The sequence below is a fragment of the Microbulbifer mixtoriginis (SeqCode) genome (assembly GCF_052466765.1).
In genome coordinates this window covers 1,029,940-1,049,720 of sequence record NZ_CP174289.1, presented here as the reverse complement: position 1 = coordinate 1,049,720, position 19,781 = coordinate 1,029,940, and the positions used below count along the sequence as shown (strand labels likewise).

General features: G+C 47.6%; 12 protein-coding genes. 7 read left to right on the top strand and 5 right to left on the bottom strand.

Going from position 1 to position 19,781, the window contains the following annotated elements:
• The first annotated feature begins 114 nt into the window (after positions 1-114).
• Positions 115-2,745 (top strand): aminopeptidase N, encoded by a 2,631-nt coding sequence (gene pepN / locus ACJJIV_RS04640; protein ID WP_444890919.1) that lies wholly within the window; start codon positions 115-117, stop codon positions 2,743-2,745.
• A gap of 78 nt (positions 2,746-2,823) precedes the next feature.
• Here the strand turns inward: pepN and ACJJIV_RS04635 are convergent, their stop codons facing one another.
• The 3 genes from ACJJIV_RS04635 to ACJJIV_RS04625 all read right to left on the bottom strand — a co-directional run bounded on the left by ACJJIV_RS04635 (position 2,824) and on the right by ACJJIV_RS04625 (position 9,870).
• Positions 2,824-3,372 (bottom strand): histidine phosphatase family protein, encoded by a 549-nt coding sequence (locus tag ACJJIV_RS04635; protein WP_444890918.1) that lies wholly within the window; start codon positions 3,370-3,372, stop codon positions 2,824-2,826.
• A 10-nt stretch (positions 3,373-3,382) separates the two neighbouring features.
• Entirely contained in the window at positions 3,383-4,948 is a 1,566-nt protein-coding gene (locus tag ACJJIV_RS04630; protein ID WP_444890917.1) for a carboxylesterase/lipase family protein, read from the bottom strand.
• A 542-nt stretch (positions 4,949-5,490) separates the two neighbouring features.
• A complete protein-coding gene (locus ACJJIV_RS04625) occupies positions 5,491-9,870 on the bottom strand; it encodes a CapA family protein (protein WP_444890916.1) in 4,380 nt (1,459 codons plus the stop codon).
• Between the two features lie 574 nt (positions 9,871-10,444).
• Between ACJJIV_RS04625 and ACJJIV_RS04620 the strand changes: the two genes are divergently transcribed.
• Complete coding sequence (locus ACJJIV_RS04620; protein WP_444890915.1) at positions 10,445-11,716, top strand: MDR family MFS transporter; 1,272 nt, start codon at positions 10,445-10,447, stop codon at positions 11,714-11,716.
• A gap of 139 nt (positions 11,717-11,855) precedes the next feature.
• On the opposite strand, the gene ACJJIV_RS04615 is transcribed toward ACJJIV_RS04620, so the two are convergent.
• Positions 11,856-13,892 (bottom strand): oxidoreductase, encoded by a 2,037-nt coding sequence (locus ACJJIV_RS04615; RefSeq protein ID WP_444890914.1) that lies wholly within the window; start codon positions 13,890-13,892, stop codon positions 11,856-11,858.
• 212 nt (positions 13,893-14,104) lie between these two features.
• The gene (locus ACJJIV_RS04610; protein ID WP_444890913.1) at positions 14,105-14,998 is read right to left on the bottom strand and encodes a LysR family transcriptional regulator; all 894 of its coding nucleotides are present in this window, start codon (positions 14,996-14,998) and stop codon (positions 14,105-14,107) included.
• Between the two features lie 108 nt (positions 14,999-15,106).
• On the opposite strand from ACJJIV_RS04610, the gene ACJJIV_RS04605 reads away from it, so the two are divergent.
• The 5 genes from ACJJIV_RS04605 to ACJJIV_RS04585 all read left to right on the top strand — a co-directional run bounded on the left by ACJJIV_RS04605 (position 15,107) and on the right by ACJJIV_RS04585 (position 19,724).
• Positions 15,107-15,784, top strand: coding sequence for a histidine phosphatase family protein (locus ACJJIV_RS04605; RefSeq protein ID WP_444890912.1), 678 nt, complete (start codon positions 15,107-15,109; stop codon positions 15,782-15,784).
• A 35-nt stretch (positions 15,785-15,819) separates the two neighbouring features.
• Positions 15,820-17,052, top strand: a complete 1,233-nt coding sequence (locus ACJJIV_RS04600) for an acyl-CoA dehydrogenase family protein (protein WP_444890911.1) — start codon at positions 15,820-15,822, stop codon at positions 17,050-17,052.
• Entirely contained in the window at positions 17,045-18,100 is a 1,056-nt protein-coding gene (locus ACJJIV_RS04595; protein ID WP_444890910.1) for a phosphotransferase, read from the top strand. Before ACJJIV_RS04600 ends, ACJJIV_RS04595 begins: the two co-directional genes overlap by 8 nt.
• Positions 18,101-18,169: 69 nt before the next feature.
• Positions 18,170-18,946 carry an SDR family oxidoreductase gene (locus ACJJIV_RS04590; RefSeq protein WP_444890909.1) on the top strand — a complete coding sequence of 259 codons (777 nt, stop codon included), beginning with the start codon at positions 18,170-18,172 and terminating at the stop codon, positions 18,944-18,946.
• A 1-nt stretch (position 18,947) separates the two neighbouring features.
• A complete protein-coding gene (locus ACJJIV_RS04585) occupies positions 18,948-19,724 on the top strand; it encodes an SDR family NAD(P)-dependent oxidoreductase (protein WP_444890908.1) in 777 nt (258 codons plus the stop codon).
• Positions 19,725-19,781: the final 57 nt, after the last annotated feature.

Here is a 19,781-nt window from a genome sequence, read left to right as displayed (position 1 = left end):
ATTAGAAGAGGTATTATCTATTTATGTTTTCTTTAGCCTGTGTTGGCATATACAAGCCCAATTTACACGGAATTAATCTTCCATGGGGGCGAATTGAATGAGGATATTTAAAAAATGCAAGACGCTCAGCCGAAGACTATTTACCTCAAAGATTATCAAGTACCAGATTATCTGGTAGATAGCACAGATCTTCATTTTGAATTGGAGCCCAAGGCGACTCTGGTAAAGTCACAGCTAAAAATCCGTAGGAACCCCAAGGCAGGTCAAGGTTTGCCGCCTTTACTTCTGGATGGCGTCGATTTAGAGCTGTTATCTATTGCAATTGATGGTTCAATTCTTCCCGAGGTCTCATATCAAGAAACCCTCCAGGGATTGTCTATATTGGTGGATAAGCCTGAATTCATATTGGAAATCCATAATAGAATTAATCCTGAAGATAATACTTCTTTAGAAGGTTTGTATCTTTCAAATGGTATGTATTGCACACAATGTGAGGCAGAAGGGTTTAGAAAAATAACTTTTTACCCCGATCGTCCAGATGTGATGTCGAAATTCACCACTACTATCGTTGCGCCAAAAGATCATCCTGTATTGCTATCCAATGGTAATCAGATTGATTTTGGCGATTGTGAGGATGGTCGTCATTTTGCGACCTGGGAGGATCCTTTTGCGAAACCATCTTATCTATTTGCTTTGGTGGCAGGGGATTTGGAAAATGTAGAGGATACTTTTACTACTAGTAGCGGGCGTGAAGTAAAACTGCAAATTTTTACTGAAGCAAAAAACATCGGTAAATGCGAGCATGCCATGCGCTCCCTGAAAAAGGCTATGAGTTGGGATGAGGAAGTATATGGCAGAGAATATGATCTAGATATTTTTATGATCGTGGCGGTAGATCATTTCAATATGGGGGCCATGGAAAATAAAGGGCTAAATATCTTCAATTCAGCTTGTGTGCTGGCGAGTCCTGAGACAGCAACCGATTCTGCCTTCCAGAGAATAGAATCTATCGTTGGGCATGAGTACTTTCATAACTGGTCGGGAAATAGAGTTACATGCCGGGATTGGTTTCAGCTCAGTTTAAAAGAAGGTTTTACGGTGTTTCGTGATGCCGAATTTTCTGCTGATATGAATTCTCGGGCTGTTAAGCGTATCGAAGATGTTTCACTATTACGAACCAACCAGTTTGCTGAAGACGCGGGCCCCATGTCTCACCCAATAAGACCAGATTCTTACATAGAGATTTCCAATTTCTATACATTAACAGTATATGAAAAAGGCGCGGAAGTAGTCCGGATGTTGCACACCCTATTGGGGAAGGAGAAGTTTCGCAAAGGTAGCGATCTCTATTTTGAACGACATGATGGAAGTGCAGCAACCTGTGAAGATTTTATCCTGTCGATGGAAGATGCTAATCAGGTAAACCTCACCCAGTTTCGACATTGGTATAGCCAAGCTGGAACTCCAATCTTAGAGGTTACAGACAGCTTTGATCAAGCAACGGGCAGATATAGCCTTAAAGTTTCTCAGTCTTGCCCAACTAGGGCGAACCAGGATAAAAGTCTACCACTTCATATCCCGATTAAAATTGGTTTGCTGGATGTGGATGGAAATAACTCTATTCTCAACAATGAAGGGGACATTGAGGAAGTTCTAGAGGTTACTCAGCCTGAGCAACTCTTTGAGTTTAGTGGATTTCGGGAAAAACCCCTGCCATCACTTCTGCGTGATTTTTCTGCGCCTGTCAAGGTTCGTTACCCCTATACCGGGAAACAGTTGATTTTCCTGATGCGTAATGATTCAGATACGTTTAACCGTTGGGATGCATCGCAGCGTCTTGCATTTATGGCCCTTACACAACTACAGCAAGACTATCGTAGTGGAGAGGCACTTCAGTTACAGCCTGAACTGATAGAGGCATACCGGGATGTGCTAAAAGATAGCACACTAGATCCCGCCTTAGTGGCAGAAATACTACGATTGCCAAGTGAGCAATCCGTTGCAGAGATGAATGATCTTATTGATGCTGAAGCGATAGTTGTAGCGCGAGATTTCGCCTTAAAAACTTTGGCAACGGCATTGGCTCCTGAGCTGTTACAAAGATATACAGCGTTGGATCACCAGAAACCCTATAGTCCCAATGCAAAAGATATTGCTGAGCGAAGTTTGAAAAATACTTGCTTATCTTATCTTGCAGCTACAGAAAAAGATGATGCGTTAAATATTGTACAAAAGCAGTTTGAGACAGCTGGGAATATGACTGATAGCGCCGCCGCACTTAGTGCATTGATTAACTACGGAAGTGCTCCGAAGGTTGATTCAGCAATACAAGAATTCTATCAGCGCTGGAAAGATGATACTCAAGTTGTGGAGCTTTGGTTAGGGCTGCAAAGTAGCAGTGCCCGAAACGGGACTCTTGCCAATATCAAAAATTTAATAAAGCATCCCTCCTTTGAGATTAAAAATCCAAATAAAGTTCGAGCGGTACTCGGTGGCTTTGCTAATCGAAACTTTAAGCAGTTTCATAAGGAAGATGGTAGCGGCTTCTTCTTTATTGCTGAGCAGGTCGTTATGCTAGATAAAATTAATCCACAGATAGCAGCACGGCTTGTTGTGCCGATTACACGCTGGCAAAAATACAGTGATGATCTTTCGGGTAAAATGAGAGAGGCTCTTCAGGGTATTCTTGATTCTGGTGAGTTATCTAAGGATGTTTTTGAGGTGGTGAGTAAAAGTATAAACTAAAGCTCAGTTGTCGAGTTCGTTAAATGGGGCGATAAATTGCCCCACTTGTGACTTGAGCGTGAAGCACTCTAAATTTCTTTATAATATTGGTCTTATCCGCTCGCTGCCAAGTCTAACTAAGTTAAGTTTTTCGTTGAGTAGTTTTAGTTCGGTAATGGATGTATAGTCAGGGCGGAACTGCTGAATTTTAGAGTTATCCAGAACATGTGCTACTACAGAATTGATTACCATAAAGTGGCAAAATACTATAGTGTCTTCTTGAACACTTAAAAGATAGTGAATGATTCCGTCACGCCACTTCTTTTGTTGTGTATTGTTGGGGTCCCAATTCTGATCTAATAAAGAACGTAGCCAAGGTAAGCGTTGCTGTAATGTGACCCCTTTGGGTGTAGGGATTTCGCTGACTCTGTTTTCTAAAGTAACGATTTTCCTCCACTTCTCTGCTAAAGGTTGTGCAGTTTGCTGTGCGCGAAGTTTGGGACTACTAACTATATTAAGATCCGTATTTTCAGTGAAACTTTGAGCTAAAGTTGAGGCTTGTTTATGTCCCAAGGTGGTGAGAGTTGGGTCAGGTATAAGAGGACCTTTTTCGGCCTCACCATGACGGGCAAGTAGAATTTTTATCATGCTTTTGATTTTATAGGTATTTATTTAAGGCTTCATTGGGAATATCTTGCCATAAGTTGAGTAAATCCGTGGCATTAAATTCTCTAGAGGTTGAATTTTGGCCTAATCGCTTACTGTTGGTTCCTGAATAGACAGCCCAATCCCCTCCAGGAGTACCTATTTCAGCAAAGCTAAGCCAGGCTCCCTGAATAGAGGCGCTGAGCAGATGGGCCTCGGTTTCTCCACCGTACAGCATCTTAAGAGAATCTTCGCCATGGGTTCCAAATACATAGCCGAGCTCTACTGCATGACAAGCCCCTAACAGAGGTTGAGAGGCAAGGGGTTGTGTGAAATGGTAGTGAAAACAATTACCGGGATATCCATTGAGATGCCTGAGGCCTGGGAGGGTAAATACCATATCTGTAAGCATTAGATTCCAGGTTTTACTCCATATTGGCCAATGATTATCTTTAGTTATAGAGGCTTGTTGATAATAATAATTGATAATGGGTTTTAGCTTATCTTCAGGAATTAACCACTCTAGGTGTTTACAAATCTTTTGATAAGTAAGTGTATATATTTCCGGATTGGATGCACTAAACAAGTTCCATTCTTCTAGATTGCTTCCTAAAAGGAGTGGGAGGTCTTTTTCTGTTGGTTTTTTACTAAGTTTTGTATCTTTTATAAGTTTATTGTCAATAACGGGTTTAAACGGAAGTTTTCCCCATTTTTGATGTAGCTGTGTAGCTTCTAGAATTTTTTTCTGTGCTTGTAAAAGTTCTTTTGCTGTATAGTGATAAAGTGATTTTCCTTTACTTATTTTCCTGAGATGAAAAGTAAAGGCTTCTGCCATCTGGTTTGCCTGCTCGATAGAGTGAAGGGTTCTGGGGTGGCCGCTTTGCACAATGGCACGAGCATATAATCCTTGGCATTCAGAAATATTCAAAATAGAGGCGATACTCATGGCGCCTGCAGACTCGCCAAAAAGTGTAATATTGTCTGGGTCTCCACCAAATACGGAGATGTTATTCTTTACCCACTTAAGTGCGGCAATTTGATCCAGAATGCCCTCATTACCGGTAGAGGGAATCTCGCTGATGTCCTTGAGGCGCAAAAACCCAAAAGAGCCTAGTCGATAGTTGAATGTAATGATGATGGCCCTGCCACTGGCAGCTAAGTAACTACCATTGTAAATAGGTTGACAGCCAGAGCCCATATAGAAAGATCCCCCATGAATCCAGAACATAACTGGAAGCTTCTGTGAGGGGTTGACTGAGGGAGAAAAAATGTTGAGATGTAAACACTCCTCCCGCTCAGGAATTTCGCCATCTCGTCCTCGGACTTCCATTAATGTGGATGGGTTTTGCGCAGCCGGCATGCCGAATTCTTCTGCATGATATGGAGTTGTCCAGGGGGGGAGCTCTTCAGGAGGACTCCAGCGTAGTTCTCCTACGGGGGGGCGGGCATAAGGTATCCCAAGAAACTTATGGATCCCCAATTTCAAATCACTTTTACCGATGATGGGGCCAGAGCTAGTTTCTATTATTGGCGTCAGATTTTTATTTAAGTGTTTGCCAATATCTGGATCCTTAGTCATTTCTGGCGCCCCTATCTCTAAAATGAAATCTCAGATTTGTTTTTTCAGTGTGAATGGTTGCATGACTGTTACAGGCTCAACTGAAATCATATTTACAAAAAGTCGCTGTTGGGGAGTGCATACTTATACCATGAGCGTAATTTTAATGAGGTGAATTATAATTTAGTCAGCGGATTGCTGACGGTGGGGTATTAGCTGTCTATTAGTCTGAGGTTTGTTTAGATTAGGGTTTTTAAGGATGATTAGTCATGGGGGAGTGCACTGCTGGTCGGGTATTAAGTGATGGCCTTAAAAAGTGGTTGGAGATTTCATGAATTTTATGTTGCAATCTGATTGGTCATGTTACATTCATAAAAAATTCATATTTTCATATTTCTTGTCTTTGAAAACGCTGACTTCACTATTTATAACGTTTATGAGAAACATGCCTCGTTTGAGATAATTTGTCCCACTTTTTAGTCGATTGTTATTTTTATGAGATTGAAGATCTTCATGCGTTCCCTTAATGATGACCATTGTAACTTGGTTTGTGTGTTTAGTGATCATGTCCAGTTGATATATTGTGGTGGAGAGATGGCTTCTTGTTGCTTGGACTTCGCATTCAAATTGATTTTTTGAAGTTTAGAAACTGCCTCTTCAATATTGCCATTCATTGCATAGATGATACTAATTACTCCTGCTATGCGATATAAAACTTCGTTACTTGAGTTTGGTAAACTTATTTCTAATTCTCGGTTTGGTAACTGTAGGGAAACCGAGTTATCATTGTCGTTTGCGCATATTTTATTGATACGGACTTCAGCATTAGTGCTTTCCCCAAATAGAATAACTCTTCGAGCGTGTTTCTTAGCCTTTTTGTATATATAGTCAAAGCATTGAAGGTGTTCTCCAACTATTGCAATAGCAGGACCGGTTAAACCTTCAAAAATCCGAGAGCTCAATTTGGCCATTTCGGCTATCGAAGTTGCCGTTTGGTTAGTGGACGGTAAATCAATTTCAGTAATTAAAGATATTGTCGGTTTAATACGATGTGTAATTGGCCCAGGCTTCATACTGAGGGCAATTTGCGTAACTTCAATAATCGCAGCTTCATGATCCTTATTTAGACTGGCCAACACACATGGGGCTGCTATGCATGAGTTGTCTGCACCAGAATTAGTTAGAACTTTATCCTTTGGACCAAGTGTATGTGTGATCATGTTTCGTATAGGAAGCCCCTCTGATGTGCCAGTAATAGCAATGACTTCACCATCGAAACGCTCGCGGGCTGCAAGACCTAGCTCTATGATCGTCTTAAGAGGGTCATCCACCTTTAACACTGGCAGTCCTTTAGGCAGTCCGGGGATAGGGCGTGAGACTATAGCTCCGGCAATTCGGTCAGCAAACGATGGTAGTTTTTTGTGAGAATCCCAGAATTTTGCTGAGACCTTCGGAATCGGCGCATGGTAGGAGCGATCCAAGTTTGTGTGTGCAACGAAGAGAACTGGCTCTGATGATGCTTCAATAAATCCACTATCTGAAACTACACTGCTTACGAACCACTCTTTATCTTTAGGGGGAGGTTCCAGCCAGGTGCCTCCAGAGATAGTGGCCAGCTGTTCTGCATTCCAAGTTTGCCCAGGTAGATGATTATAAATAATGTCTGGAAACTTGGTTCTATAAACTGGAATTTTGCTCTTTTGGTATTCACGTTGCGGAGTGAGGCTTAGTTTGCTCATTACTCCTGGAATAGGTATTGGCTTGATTTTAGTTTTATTGGAAATCAAACCGACATATAGATGTAGCTCCGCATCACTAAGATCTCTGCTTGCAGGGGCTCTAAGCCCAAAAAAATCACGGTAAATCGTGTTGGGCTCCCAGTGGCTAGTGGGGAGCTGCCAGTCACAGGGGTCGTGGTCCATAGAGGTTCCCCAGCAGGGCATGGAACTCTGCAAAGTTGGTATAGCGCGGAAGTCCAGTCTGAAGTCCTCAGAGAGTTTACTTTCGATTTTCCAAAAGGACTCCACCCATAGCATCTGCCGGGATATTAGCTCTCTAGGAGTTAATTTAACCCCCAGTAGCACTAGAGGGCCAATTTTTTGGGGGGGGATTTGGGCATCAACAGGTACCGAAGGAACCTGCCATTGGGGGTTTATTGGGCGTTTTGCTAATATCTTTTCTTGCCGATAAGTGGTTTTGCTACTAATAGAGAGTTTTCTTGCCAGGCGTGAGGGCGGAGTAAGCTTTAGATTGGCTGTGCCGTCTTCACATAAATGGAGTTGGGTTCCCAGTGACAAACAAATTTGGGAAAACCTTTTACAGTGTGCTTTAGCAGCTTCACCATATAATTGCTTTGAGTAGCCAAAACCAGCTTCAACAGGAGCAAATGTGATTTGCTCAATGCCGCTGGTACTTAGGTGCAGGCGAAAAACGCCACTATCGGACACGCTTTCACGGATACAATCAAAGAGTAAGTCCCCGGCACCGTGGATAATAGGGCGCTGTTGATATAGTTCTATACCTTGTAGATTGTGACTGCCAGAGCCCAGAATACCATCTGCGCCAGCCTCTATAATTTTGTGGGCTGCGATGACTTGCTGCGGACAGGGGTGAGCCTTAGGGTTTGCTTCCCAGTGCACGGCTACCAGAACCACCTGGGCTTTCTTGCGAGCTGCAGTAATAAGGGGCCGCAGAGTGTCGTACCATAGCTCTGGTACTGATAGGGGGAGGTGAGCACAACCAGGATGCGTGGGGCCGGCAGCATAACGAGGCTGGGTGGCATCAAGAGAGAATATCGCTACATTAATATTTCCAGCAGGTCTGATTACAGGGCTGAGTGCCTCCTCAAGATTCCTGCCGGAACCTGAATGTCCAATCCCTGTGCAATCAAGCCACTGCCCCTGTTCCATTAATGCGGCAGGCCCATAATCGCCACTGTGATTGTTAGCAGTACAGGCTATGTCTATTCCTGCATTAATGAGTATGGACAGCATCTCTGGTCTAGCGCGGTAATAACATGGGGAGGCCTCTCCCTTAGGAATACCCTGCTCACCGCTAGTGGCGATCACGCACTCCAGATTGATAACGCTGAGATCGGCATTATTCATTGCTGGGACATGCCCCAGAACCTGTTCATTGCCCAGCTGGGCTGTACGGTAGTGTTGTCTGCGCCCCAGATTTACATCACCGCCCCAGGCAATCACTGGCTGATCTTGAGCGACAGGGGGCGCGGTGGCTTGCCCATCAGTAATGATTTTGGAATGGTATAGATTGGCAGTAGCCCCTGTTTTTTTAGTTGCTTGGGATAAAAGATATTTCCTATAGGCGATCAAGCTAGAAAGACAATGACTCACTTCGTCTAATCTGACCCTGAAGTTTTCATGACGAGTAAAAAAACTGCCAGTGACTCTCGTCGGATTCTTAAAGAACATGGCAATCTCAGGCCAAAAATAGCCGTTTAATAGGTGATGGGCCCTACCATGTAATGCACGATAAAAGTGTTCAAGATCAATTTGGTCCAGTAGATATTGATATGCCTCTTGGGTGTTTAGATCCGAGATCATCTTTGCCGCAGCCACCATTAACTCGAGTAACCTTGGGGATGCAGTTATATGCTTCTCAACAAAGTCCAGAATACTGGCAAAGTTACGGATACCGAACTGATAGTATTTCTCCTTCGGCCTATAAATCGTGAGCAGGTTTACACAGTGGCTCACCCAGTGATCGTGAGTGCGCCAGTGCTCAGCCGCTATAAAATGATCCAAGCTTTTCTCTACCAGTGTTAACCAGCGCGGATTCTTATCCCAGCCATAAAGGCATATTAATGCGAAAGCTGCTTTACCCAGAGGGTTATTCGAGGCCGGCTGTTGTTTAATGGTGAAAGAAGAAAACTCCAGAACAAGGGGAAGCTGCCCAGTGTCCGTGTTTTGTATAAATTCTATGCCCCTGGCTAATTGCTCCATCAGGTCTGCATAAGTTCTGCACTGCAAAGCCTCAGAATATTTAACCAGAGCTAATAGGCTTGCCGCGTTACTAGCTAGGTTGATTTCACTATGCTGTTCTACCCAAAAGGCAGCGACTTCACTTGTGTTTGGGAGAGTTATTTGGATTAATTTAGAGGTAAGATATTTCAATGCCTCCTCTATGGCTTCCAATAGAGAATGCTCTTTGGTGACTTCCCAGGCCTCAACCATCGCGCAGATACTACTTGCGTGGCATAAGTTTTTGTTATTGATAATCTCTTGATCGAAACAGGCATGCCATCCATAGTAAAAATGCCCACTGGGCGTTATCTGACCAGCTAGATAGTGGCTGCTACTTTCAATAATCTTTGTAACATTCTGGCTATCCAGCTCTTCAATAACCCGGCGTCCAGTATTCAATCCCGATTCATATAGGCACAAAGGCTCCAGTTCTTCTTCGCAAAAAAGCCCTGCAGTGGTCAGAAGTACAATGCTTCGTTCATCGGAAAAATCCAGATCTTCTTGCTGGTCAAAACGTTTTTTGAAGTATGAAGTAAAATTCTTTTCACTGAGGAATCCATGCTCGATTTTATCGCCGCCATGTAGCATGGCATTCCCGTTTAGCTCTTGTTCGAGAAAAGCAAATTTGCAATCGACATCCAATGCAAGGCCGTAGCGGAAGTAGGAGCGCTTGGTGTCCTGGAGAAGTTCATGTAAACCGGCAAGAGTCATTGTACTCCTGCGGGTAACCCAATCTACCCGTAGCCAGCAGGGTTCTATTTTGGAGCTTTTAGCTGCCCTATGGGTAATTTCAGTGAGAGTCTGCCAAGCGCTTGGGAAGTCCTTAGCATGGGTGTGCCGTACTTGAGCTCGTTGCTTGGCGTCACTGATAGAAAAAAAAAGCGTATAGGGTGGGCTGAGATCACGCAGTGCCCGTTCTACCATGGGGCGTGCTCGTCTAAGCATGCTGGATAGGGACATGTCGCTATTATTCTCTGTGGATCGGGGTGACGGCTACATTATTCGTATAGCTTTACTGGGTAACTAAAAGAGGACTTTCCTGCTGGAGTATAGACATGCGAACAGATTCTGCTGGTAATGAGAGAAATCTTGCAGGAAAAATCTGATCAGGTAAATTTTTTATGAATATAGAAAATTAGGTTTTCAAAACTAATCCACTTGGATAGTATTAGGGATACCGCGCTTAAGAATAGAAGGCACGCAAAGTGTCGAAGGTTCTCACAATTAACCCATAAGCAACTTAAAAGGGTTAACTCCAGGTTGAATGAGTTTGCAGGTTATACGCTTGCCAATCCCTAAAACCCGAAAGGCGACCCTTTCGGGTTTTTTGTCAGAAAACTATTAACCGACCAATTAAAGATTGGTTCTCGCGGTTGATTACCCTGTCGATTTTTAAGGCGGCACATGGGCGTTAAGTCTGTGCGAAGGGTTGTCCTCCCTGGTTTTGTTTGAATTTTACTACCTGGTGCGGAGCTCAAAGAGTCTTAGAGGGCTTTTAGAGATCAAGGAAGAAATAGAAGTGGAGTATTAGGCAATGCGTTGGAATTGGTGGCAGAACCTCAGGGGATTTCCTCCTCTGGTCTGGATAATATTAGTAGGCAGTTTTTTTAGTCGTGGCACTTATTTTATGGTTTGGCCTTTTCTGGCCATTCTTCTTTTCAATAAATTTGAGTTGGGTGCAGCGGAAATTGGCTTGATTCTCAGTGCCTCAGCAATTGGTGCGGCGCTATTGGGCTTTTTTGTGGGGGCCTTGTCTGATCGCTATGGGCGTCGGAATATCCTGCTATTAGGTTCGCTAATAAACTTATGTTCTTTTGCGCTGTTGGCAGTGACCCAGACATTAGCGGGATTTATTCTGGCGATGACTCTTTGCTCAATTGGTCGCGCCGTTTGGGAACCGCCAGCCAGCGCATTGATTGGCGACTTAATTGATAACCAGGCGAGTCGTGAGTTAGCTCTGCAGCTGCGTTACTTCCTTATTAATGCGGGAGCGGCATTAGGGCCCATTGTTGGTGTCTGGGCGGGGCTTAGTGCGCAGCAGTCCACCTTTGGCTTAACTTCTCTCAGTTATCTGCTTTTGGCGCTGGCGTTTATTTGGGGATTTGCAAAAACAGAGAAGGGACAGCTCTCAAAGAGCAATGGTGATGGTTCTGTCGATTTAGGCAGTACCCTGGCGATATTGCGCAGGGACCATGTGTTTATGGTGGTGATTTTTGCCAATATTCTCACGATGTTTATCTATGCCCATATGGATTCCAGTCTGGTGCAATATCTGACACGGGCGGAGGCTCCGCGATTGGTTGAGCTGATATCCAGTATGATCTTTGTGAACGCAATGACCATCGTGTTATTGCAGTTTCCACTCATGCAGTTGATGCGCAAGCTGGATATTAATGGGCGAATTATGATCGGGCTGGTGATATTGGCCGCGGCACAAATGTGGTTTGCCCTCAATCCGGTGCACTGGTTTTGGGGCTGGATGGGGGCGACCTTTGTCCTCAGTTTGGCTGAAGCGATTCTCTTTCCAACCATGAGTGTACAGATAGACCGGTTGGCGCCTGAGCATTTACGCGGTACCTATTTTGGGGCCTCTTCCTTTTACGCTCTTGGTTGGGCCCTGGCTCCTTTGGCTGGAGGGGTGGTTTTAGAGTGGTGGGGTGGACCGACGCTTTATTGGATGTTGCTGGCGCTTTGCGGTGTAGTATTCGCGCTTTATCGCACAACAGCTTACCTCTCCCGCCCACAGTGGCCGGAGCAGAAAGAGCAGACAATCTCTTCAGGTGAAAGTGCCAAAATCACTGGATAGTTAAAAAGAGGTTTTTCAGATATAGAAATAGATGGTGTCTGTGAGGCATAAAAAACGGGAAATCCAGTAGTAAGCATGGAGTTTCCCGTTCTGATTTGCCTGAGAAAATCCCCGACAAGAATATTGCCGGGGAATTTTTTTAGATCTCTGCGGCGAGGCGTGAGCCTTGGTCAATGGCGCGCTTGGCGTCGAGTTCTGCGGCTTCGTCGGCACCACCGATTAGGTGGGTCTTTACTCCGCGCTCCTGCAGCGCTTCATACAGTTTGCGAGCAGGTTCCTGGCCGGCGCAGACAATAATGTTATCCACCTCTAGCAGTCGCTCTTCATCGCCTACACGAACATGCAATCCCTGCTCGTCAATTTTGTCGTAAAGAGCACCGGCAATCATCTCAACCTTGCGGTGTTGCAAGCTGCCACGGTGAATCCAGCCAGTAGTTTTACCCAGGCCCGCACCCACTTTGGTGGTTTTGCGCTGTAGCAGATAAACCTGGCGAGGGGTGCTTACCGCTTCACGGGGTTTCAGGCCAGAGCGCTGTTCCAGCTCAATATCCACACCCCATTCACTAAAGAACTCTTCTTTATCGCTGGCAACCACTTCCTCTTCGGTAGAGTGGGGGCCGTCGTGAGTCAGGTATTCCGCTACGTCGAAACCGATACCGCCCGCGCCGATAATGGCCACTTTTTCGCCGACTGGTTTCTTGTGCTTCAGTACGTCCAGATAACCCAACACCTTGTCGCTCTCAATACCGGGGATCGGTGGAGTGCGCGGCTCGATCCCGGTGGCGATTATCACTTCGTCAAAAGACTGCAGGTCTTCTGCGGTAGCGATAGTGTTGAGTTTGACTTCAACGCCAGTCACTTCCAGGCGACGCTTGAAGTAGCGCAGGGTTTCCTGGAATTCTGCCTTGCCGGGAATCTGCTTGGCGATATTAAACTGGCCACCGACTTTGTCGCTGCCTTCAAACAGGGTTACCTGGTGTCCGCGCTCGGCGGCAACGGTGGAGGCAGCCAAACCAGCGGGGCCGGCACCGATAACAGCAACTTTTTTCACGTTTTCGGTAGGCAGGTAGTTCAACTCAGTCTCATGGCAAGCGCGTGGGTTGACCAGGCAGGAGGTGAGCTTCAGCTGGAAGGTGTGATCCAGGCAGGCCTGGTTACAGCCAATACAGGTATTGATTTCATCGGCGCGGCCCTCTGCGGCCTTGTTGACGAAATCGGAATCTGCCAGGAATGGACGCGCCATGGAGATCATATCGGCCTGCCCGGAGGCCAGCACTTCTTCGGCCACTTCCGGCACATTGATGCGGTTACTGGCAACTACCGGGATAGACAGGTGATGTTTCACCTTGGCGGTAATATCGGTAAATGCGGCGCGTGGTACATTGGTGGCGATAGTGGGAACGCGCGCTTCGTGCCAGCCGATACCGGTATTGATAATCGTGGCGCCGGCTTTTTCGATAGCTTGGCCCAGGGCAACCACTTCGTCGAAGTCACTGCCGTCTTCCACCAGGTCCAGCATGGACAGGCGGTAGATAATAATAAAGTCTTCGCCAACAGCCTCGCGCACACGACGAACCACTTCGATCGGCAGGCGGATACGATTCTCGAAGCTGCCGCCCCACTCATCGGTACGCTTGTTGGTGCGCTTTACGATGAACTGGTTAATGAAGTAACCCTCGGAGCCCATGATCTCCACGCCGTCGTAGCCGGCTTCGCGGGCCAGGGTGGCGCAGCGTACGTAATCGTCGATCTGGCCTTCGATTTCCTCACTGGTCAGCTCGCGCGGAGTGAAAGGGTTGATCGGAGCCTGGATGGGGGAGGGAGCAATCAGGTTTTCGTTGTAAGCGTAGCGGCCGGTGTGCAGGATCTGCATACAGATTTTGCCGCCTTCGGCATGAACGGCCTCGGTCACTTCCCGGTGCTGTTGCGCCTCTTCTGGGGTGTTCATTTTAGAGGCACCCTTAAATACGCCACTCTCTTCGTTGGGCGCGATACCCCCCGTTACAATCAGGCCAACGCCACCGCGGGCGCGCTCAGCGTAGAATGCCGCCAAACGGGTAAAGCCACCGGGGTGTTCTTCCAGGTTGGTGTGCATGGAGCCCATCAGCACCCGGTTTTTCAGGGTGGTGAAGCCCAGGTCCAGGGGGGCAAGCATATTAGGGTAGGCTTGGGACATGGCAAAATTCTCTTCTTGTAACCTTTGGGGTTCATTTATATATGCAAAAAAGTGCATATCGTTGCCCAGCAGGATAACAAGAGCCTTTGACGCGAAACAGTGACCTTTCCGGTCGAATTCAGTGATCAATTCCTGACGTTTTATTAAGCTATTTGCGTCCCATTCTCATTTGGCGGAAATGCCTGTTTTTAAAGGGGTTTTCGTCTGTTCATTTACACAGCCAAAACCGCCAGAAGCTGCTCTCGCAGCCATCGATTGGCGGGATCTTCTTGTAGATTTTTATGCCATAACAGGTGCCAGTCCATCAGGGGTATTTGGAACGGAAGTTCAAATAGACGTGCAGAATACTGACTGGCCAGACTCGCCGGTACGGTTAGAGCCAAATCTGTGCGTAATACGATTAAAGGTGCTACTCGGTAGTGTTGTACACGCAGTTTGATGGTGCGTCGCCGCCCCAGTTTGTTCAGTGCTATATCCGCCAGGCCAGGACCCGTGCGCCTACTGGAAACATGGATATGTTCCAGTTGTAAATACTGTTCCAGTGTCAGGCTCGACTCCCGGGCCAAGGGATGCTCATTGCGCAACATACAGAGATAACGGTCCTGGTGCAGGCGCTGTTGTTGCAGTTGGGGCGCTGTAGCCAAAGGGACATCCAGGGCGAAATCCAATGTATTGGCGGCTAGTTCCTTGGCAAGCTGATCCCTAGGAACGTGAAATGATTCTACTGTTACACCCGGCGCTTCTTTTTCCAGGCGCTCTAAGAGAGGCGGCAGCAGTAGGGTTTCTGCCATGTCGTTCATAGATAGTCGCAATGTTTTGTGTGCCAGGGCGGGGTTGAATTGGCGGTGTTCATTCAGGCTGGTACCAAGCAGGGAAAGGGCCTGCTGCACCCTGGGCATAATGGACTCCGTAAGAGGGGTGGGAGTCATGCCGGATGGGCCGCGAATAAATAGTTGGTCGTCCAGGGTACGGCGCAGACGTGCCAGGGCATTACTCACCGCAGGCTGGGTGATATGTAACTGCTCAGCGGCTCGGGTGAGGTTGCCCGAGTTATAAATGGCCTCCAGAACCAAGAACAGGTTCATATCCATTTTTTGCAACTGCATCTGTGCCTCAATCATAACCAGCGTGAATGATCATATATTCGCATAATAAACTTTGATGATTCAAACGAGAGGACTAGGGTTGGAGTTCCATAAAAAGAGGAACTCGCTGTGGCCGAATCAATCGTGGTGCGCCATGGACAGGCGTCCTTCGGCGCCGATGATTACGACAATCTCTCCGATATCGGCTGGCAGCAATCCCGCTGGCTGGGGGAATACTGGCGGGGCACTGGCCAGAAGTTTGACCGGATTTTCTGCGGCAGCCTGCGCCGTCATCGGCAAACTACCGAGGGTATCTGTGCAGGCCTTGGCATCGACTTAGAGGGCCACTTGACGGTGGTTCCCCAATTGAATGAGTTCGACTTCCTTGAAGTAGCTCGCCTCTACAGTGAGAAAAAACCCACAGCTACCCCGGGCCCCAATGCACCCCGTGCCGACTTTTACCGCTTTCTAATGCAGGGCATGCTCGCCTGGTCTGCAGGGGAAATTGCACCGGCAGAGAGTTGGCAGGCATTCGAAAATCGCATTCGTGAAGTTTTGGATTTAATCAGCGATAGCCCCAAAGGCAGTAAAACTCTGGTGGTCAGTTCCGGTGGGGCTATTGCCATGATGGTGCGGCAGGTATTGGGCGGTCCCCCCGAGTCGGTGATCAAACTCAATATGCAGATACAGAATACCGGCGCTACCCGTTTTTTCTCTAGCGCAGGGCAGGGGCTCAGCTTGAACAGTTTTAATCACGTGCCTCATTTGGAGAGAGATGAGCGCCACACTTCCGTGACTTACAGCTGAATTAAAACCTACAACACAATTAAAGGTGAAAAGACATGGAGTTTGAATATTCAGAAAAGGTACAGGGCCTGTTGGAGCGGCTCAAAAACTTTATGCAGGAATATGTGTATCCCGCTGAGAGTACTTATATACAGCAGTTGCAGGATGACCCCTGGGGCGAGCCCCCTATTATGGAGGCTTTAAAAGAAAAAGCCCGTGAGGCTGAGCTGTGGAATTTATTCTTACCCGATTCCCGCTATGGTGCCGGCCTTACCAACTTGGAATATGCGCCTTTGGCGGAGGAGATGGGCAAGGTCTTATTTGCCTCAGAAATTTTTAATTGCAGCGCTCCGGATACCGGCAATATGGAAGTGCTGGCCCAGTACGGATCGGAAGCGCAGCGGGAAACCTGGCTGAGGCCATTGCTGGAGGGCAATATTCGCTCGGCATTCGCCATGACCGAACCCAAGGTGGCCTCCTCCGATGCTACGAATATTGAAACTTCTATCGTGCGCGATGGCGATGAATATGTGATTAATGGTCATAAATTTTATATTAGTGGCCTGATGAATAAGCGCTGTAAGGTCATGATTGTGATGGGCAAGACCGATCCCACTAATCCGGATCGGCATCGCCAGCAATCGCAAATCCTGGTTCCCACAGATACCCCTGGGGTAAAAATAATTCGGCCCATGCAGGTATTTGGCTACGACGATGCTCCGGAAGGCCATGCTGAAGTGATTTTTGAGAATGTTCGGGTGCCTGCGTCTAATCTGATTTTCGGAGAAGGGCGTGGTTTTGAAATTGCCCAGGGGCGTTTGGGGCCGGGCAGAATTCACCACTGCATGCGTTTAATTGGCCAGGCCCAGCGCGCCCTGGAAATGATGGCAGGCCGAGCGGAAAATCGTATTGTATTTGGACGCCCGATGAGCAAGCAGGGCTCAGTGCGGGAGGATATTGCCAGGTCTGCCTGTGACATTGAGCAGGCACGTTTGCTAACTTTAAAAGCTGCGGCGCAAATGGATCGACTTGGCAATAAAGCGGCCAAAGACCTGATTGCCATGATTAAAATTGTTGCACCGCAAATGGCCTGCAAGGTGATTGACCGCGCTATCCAGATTCACGGTGCGGCAGGGTTGAGCCAGGACTATAGCTTGGCCCACCACTATGCCTACGCGCGGACAATCCGTTTAGCCGATGGACCAGACCAAGTACATATGATGCAGCTGGGACGTAACCTGGCTGCCCGTTATGCCGCAGAGACTGCACAGGGAGAGGAGCATGTCTGAAACCGTAAAGGAGTCACGTAACTCAGTGGAAGCTTTGCCGCTGGAAAAGTTGCAGGAATACCTCAGCGCAAATGTTGAAGGTTTTTCCGGGCCACTGAAAGTCAGTAAATTTTCCGGCGGTCAATCCAATCCCACCTTTAAGCTGGAAACGCCTTCAAATACCTATGTATTGCGTCGGCAACCTCCGGGAAAACTATTGAAGTCCGCTCACGCAGTGGATCGTGAGTACCGTGTTATGTCGGCACTGGCAGATACCGATGTACCGGTGCCCAAAGTTTTTCATTTATGTGAAGACCGGAATCTGATCGGCTCCATGTTTTACCTGATGGAATACTGTGAGGGGCGGATTTTCTGGAATGCGGCAATTCCCGAGGTGGATGCTCCTGCGCGCAGTGCTATGTACGATGAGATGAATCGGGTGCTCGCCGCATTACATAGTCTCAACATCGACGCCATGGGGTTATCCGATTACGGCCGCCCGGGAAACTATTTTCAGCGGCAGCTGGAACGCTGGACGGGGCAATACCGGGCTTCCGAGACACAGCCTATTGCGGCGATGGAAGAGTTGATTGAATGGCTTGGCAGTGCGCTCCCGGAAGACGATGGTCGGATAGCTCTGGTACACGGTGATTACCGCCTCGACAATATGATTTTCCACCCTAAAGAACCCAAAGTGATTGCCCTGCTGGATTGGGAGCTTTCGACGTTGGGCCACCCATTTGCCGATCTTGCCTATCAGTGCATGCAAATGCGCATGCCTGCTGGGGGTGACAAGATGTCCGGTCTGTTGGGGCTGGATATTGCCTCGCTGGGTATCCCTTCTGAACAGGCCTATGTGGCCAAGTATTGTGAGCGTATGGGGATTGAGGGCATTGATCACTGGCCTTTTTATTTGGCGTTTAGTTTTTTCCGTTTAGCGGCGATAGTCCAGGGCGTGGCCAAACGCGCACAGGATGGCAACGCCTCTAATCGCAATGCGGCGAGCCTCGGTGCTCTGGTAGCGCCACTGGCACAAACAGCAATGAGCATTGCCAGTGAGGCGAGTTAGTTAGAAGGTCATCTCGATACAATTTATTTCGTTTTTATTGTGCTTTGGAAAAATGATAAGGATAAAAAAATGGCAAAGAATCTTTTTGATCTCACTGGAAAAATTGCTCTGGTAACCGGTGCTAGCCGGGGTATTGGTGAGGCAATTGCAAAACTTTTGGCAGAGCAGGGCGCCCATGTGCTGGTATCCAGCCGAAAAATTGAAGGCTGTCAGGCTGTTGCCGATGCGATTGTCGATGCCGGCGGTAAAGCGGAAGCGGTGCCTTGCCATATCGGCAATATGGAAGATATCCTGAAAATGTTTTCCGATGTCCGCGAACGCTTTGGGCGGCTGGATATCCTAATTAACAATGCGGCTACCAACCCCTATTTTGGTCATATCCTTGATACCGACCTCGCGGCTTTTGAAAAAACGGTTGAAGTGAATATTCGTGGCTATTTCTTTATGTCTGTGGAAGCGGGCAAGTTGATGCGTGAGCAGGGTGGTGGTGTGATTGTGAATACTGCCTCGGTCAATGCCCTGCAGCCTGGTGTGGGGCAGGGAATCTATTCCATCACCAAGGCGGCAGTAGTCAATATGACCAAAGCCTTTGCCAAGGAGTGTGCCCAGTTCAATATCCGTGTTAATGCCCTATTGCCTGGGCTGACCAAAACCAAGTTTGCCGGGGCACTCTTCACCCACGAGGATATTTATAAAACCGCAATCGGCCATATCCCTATGCACCGTCACGCCGAGCCTGAGGAGATGGCGGGTACAGTACTCTACTTAGTTTCCAACGCCTCCAGTTACACCACGGGCGAATGCGTAGTGGTGGATGGCGGAATGACTTCCTGTGGGGGAATTTAATATGCAAGATCCAATATTGGATTTCGACAACCAGGTTGCCCTAATTACCGGTGCCGCCAGTGGTTTTGGCAAACTGCTGGCTAAAGAGTTGGGATCTCGCGGAGGGCGCTTGGTACTTGGAGATATTAATGAAGAGGGCCTGATGCAACTCGCTGATGACCTGGGTAGTGATGGTATCCAGGTGCGCGCTCAACGTTGCGATGTTTCCTCTGAAGCGGATTGTGTTGCTCTGGTGCGACTGGCCGAGTCTGAGTTCGGTGGCCTGAATATGGCGGTTAATAATGCCGGTATCGCTCCACCGATGATGTCCCTGAAGCAGACTGACGAAGCGATGATGGACCATCAATACAATGTAAACCTGAAGGGCGTATTTTTCGGTCTCAAGCACCAGCTGCCATTAATGAAAGATCGAGGCGGTGTGGTTCTCAATGTTTCCTCTATGGCAGGGCTGGGGGGTGCACCCAAAATTGCCTCCTATGCTGCCGCCAAGCATGGGGTTATTGGGCTGACCAAAACTGCAGCAATGGAAAACGCCAAGTACGGTATTCGAGTGAATGCCATTTGCCCATTCTATTGCCTGACGCCAATGGTGACTTCTGTGGAGGCCCCAGGGGCCAGCCCGGAAGAGGTACAGGCTTTTCTCGCCGAAGGTTGTCCGATGAAGCGTCTTGGTGAGCCGGAAGAAGTAGTAGCGGCTATGTTAATGCTACTTTCTCCGAAGATGACTTATGTTACCGGCCAGGCGCTGGCTGTGGATGGCGGTTTATCGGCTTATTGATAGCTGAGGTGGATCAAAATAGGTGTTGTTAATACCTGCACTGCCACTCCTGAAGGT

Bases quoted from the DNA above. Each gene is read 5' to 3' on its own strand.
- pepN (WP_444890919.1), top strand. From the start codon at position 115: ATGCAAGACGCTCAGCCGAAGACTATTTACCTCAAAGATTATCAAGTA.
- ACJJIV_RS04635 (WP_444890918.1), bottom strand. From the start codon at position 3,372: ATGATAAAAATTCTACTTGCCCGTCATGGTGAGGCCGAAAAAGGTCCT.
- ACJJIV_RS04630 (WP_444890917.1), bottom strand. From the start codon at position 4,948: ATGACTAAGGATCCAGATATTGGCAAACACTTAAATAAAAATCTGACG.
- ACJJIV_RS04625 (WP_444890916.1), bottom strand. From the start codon at position 9,870: ATGTCCCTATCCAGCATGCTTAGACGAGCACGCCCCATGGTAGAACGG.
- ACJJIV_RS04620 (WP_444890915.1), top strand. From the start codon at position 10,445: ATGCGTTGGAATTGGTGGCAGAACCTCAGGGGATTTCCTCCTCTGGTC.
- ACJJIV_RS04615 (WP_444890914.1), bottom strand. From the start codon at position 13,892: ATGTCCCAAGCCTACCCTAATATGCTTGCCCCCCTGGACCTGGGCTTC.
- ACJJIV_RS04610 (WP_444890913.1), bottom strand. From the start codon at position 14,998: ATGCAGTTGCAAAAAATGGATATGAACCTGTTCTTGGTTCTGGAGGCC.
- ACJJIV_RS04600 (WP_444890911.1), top strand. From the start codon at position 15,820: ATGGAGTTTGAATATTCAGAAAAGGTACAGGGCCTGTTGGAGCGGCTC.
- ACJJIV_RS04595 (WP_444890910.1), top strand. From the start codon at position 17,045: ATGTCTGAAACCGTAAAGGAGTCACGTAACTCAGTGGAAGCTTTGCCG.
- ACJJIV_RS04590 (WP_444890909.1), top strand. From the start codon at position 18,170: ATGGCAAAGAATCTTTTTGATCTCACTGGAAAAATTGCTCTGGTAACC.
- ACJJIV_RS04585 (WP_444890908.1), top strand. From the start codon at position 18,948: ATGCAAGATCCAATATTGGATTTCGACAACCAGGTTGCCCTAATTACC.